Raw genomic sequence first — 1,868 nt, 5'->3', positions numbered from 1 at the left:
CTTCGCCGCGTACGTCATCACATCCATCAAACAATTTTTGGAGAAAATCTGATGCAAAAACTCTTTGATTCCCTTCGTTCCAAAGCCACCGCTGTGAAGCTGGCGGTGTTCTCAGTGGTCGCACTGGCCTCCTCCGGAGCCTTCGCCCAGGACGGCAGCAGCCTGCCCGCCTGGACCACTCAGATCGCCACCGACTCCGAAGCGGCCGTCACCGACATGTCCGCCCTGGTCGGGCCGGTCATCGGGGCCATGATCGTCGCCCTGGTGGTGATCAAGCTCGTCAAACGCTTCTCCAGCAAGATTTAAGTGCTGGAGTGCCTGCCCACTAATACGGCCCTACGGGGCCGTTTTTGTCGGTGACTGTTATGTCTGAGAACCTTGAACCCTTCGCTCACCGTTTGATTGCCGTGTCGTGGTGCGCTCTCATCACCGTGGCGCTTTGTCTCTCCTCCCCGGTCAGAGCCGAAGAATTGACGATCTACGGCGCCACCATTAAGTCATGCAGCGGCGAAGGCTGCAGCCCTTCCGTCAACGAGGGCTACTTCATCGCCGACCGTTACACCCGCGTCGATGACCTGGACAATAACTATACCCGCGTCGTGATCTGCCGCAGTCCAGGTACAGGGGGTTTGGCCGCCGGATACGAGTTTGTCGGACATGAGGTGACCAGCTGGGACAACGACGGAGCAACGCCGTATGCCGCCATCTGTAAATATGCGCCTCCTACGTGTGGCTTTCCTTACGATGGCATTCCGCCCGATTGCGTTTGCGCCAACGGTATCCACTCCCAGGAATCTCCCCGCCAAGCCCATGAAGTCACCAACTCAGAGGGGGCGACGCAATGTGTTGCGACCCAGACGTGTGAGGATGGCCAACAGGTCGTCGGTGAAGGTGCGGCCGCCTGTGATATTCCGCCCGATGCCTGTGAAGAGGGCGAGTTCTACGACGCGCAAACCGCCGAGTGTTACAGCGGCCCAGGCACCGGCGATGACAGCTCCTCCAGTTCGTCCGACTCGTCCAGTTCGGACGACAACTCCTCCGATGGCAACGACGATGGCACCGGTGATGAGGGCGACGACAGCGACTCCGACAGCTCCGGCTCCTCCAGTTCCGGTTCGTCCAGCTCCGCGCCCGGCGGCGAATGCGCTGAGGGCCAGTCCTGGGGCGAAGTCAACGGCGAGATGGGTTGCTATGGCCCGGAAGACTGCCCCGAGGGCCAAAGTTGGGGCGAGGTCAACGGCCAGGCTGGTTGCTGGGGATCCGATCCCGGTGACGGCAACGGTGAAGGCGAATGCAACCCGGAGACCGATGAGAACTGCGAAGAGGGCGACGGCTCCGCCTCCGGGGGCGATAACTGCGAGCAGGCCCCCGAGTGTGAAGGCGATGAGATCGACTGCGCCCAGCTCCAACAAATCTGGCTCCAACGCTGCGGCATGAGCGAAGGGCAGATCAACGACCTGTCCAACCAGCTCGAAACCGCCGGTGAAGCCGAACTGGATGCCGCCTTTGACCAGATCAAATCCGACGTGGAAGAGAGCGTGGATGAGACCACCGGCCAGCTTGAGGACGCCGCCGGCCCGCTCGAAAACGCCCTGGACGGCTTCGTCCCGCAACCGGCGGCGTGTGAATCGCTGAGCCTGGAAATCATGGGCCACACCCAGAGCGTGGACTGCCACCTGATCAACACCTTCAAGGACGCCTTTGGCTGGTTTCTGTCGATCATGGCGGGCATCTACATCTGGAATCTGGCCATGCAACCGGTCGACCGATAACGGAGGACACAGACTATGCCACTTCCATTAGCAGGCGGTATTCCATGGCTGGCCGGTGTGCTCGGCAGCCTGATGTTTTCCATCGTCAAGCTCTTC

General features: G+C 60.8%; 2 protein-coding genes. Both read left to right on the top strand.

What is annotated here, in order from left to right; translation table 11 throughout:
• Positions 1–306: major coat protein (locus tag AAE484_RS17360; protein WP_341939700.1), on the top strand; the 306-nt coding region annotated here is incomplete at its 5' end.
• Between the two features lie 59 nt (positions 307–365).
• Positions 366–1,772: a hypothetical protein gene (locus tag AAE484_RS17355; protein ID WP_341939699.1), complete on the top strand. Its 1,407-nt coding sequence runs from the start codon at positions 366–368 to the stop codon at positions 1,770–1,772.
• The last annotated feature ends 96 nt before the right edge of the window (positions 1,773–1,868 follow it).

The sequence above is a fragment of the Marinimicrobium sp. C2-29 genome, from assembly GCF_038419845.1.
GTDB lineage: Bacteria > Pseudomonadota > Gammaproteobacteria > Pseudomonadales > Cellvibrionaceae > Marinimicrobium.
This window is presented reverse-complemented; position numbering and strand designations above follow the sequence as displayed.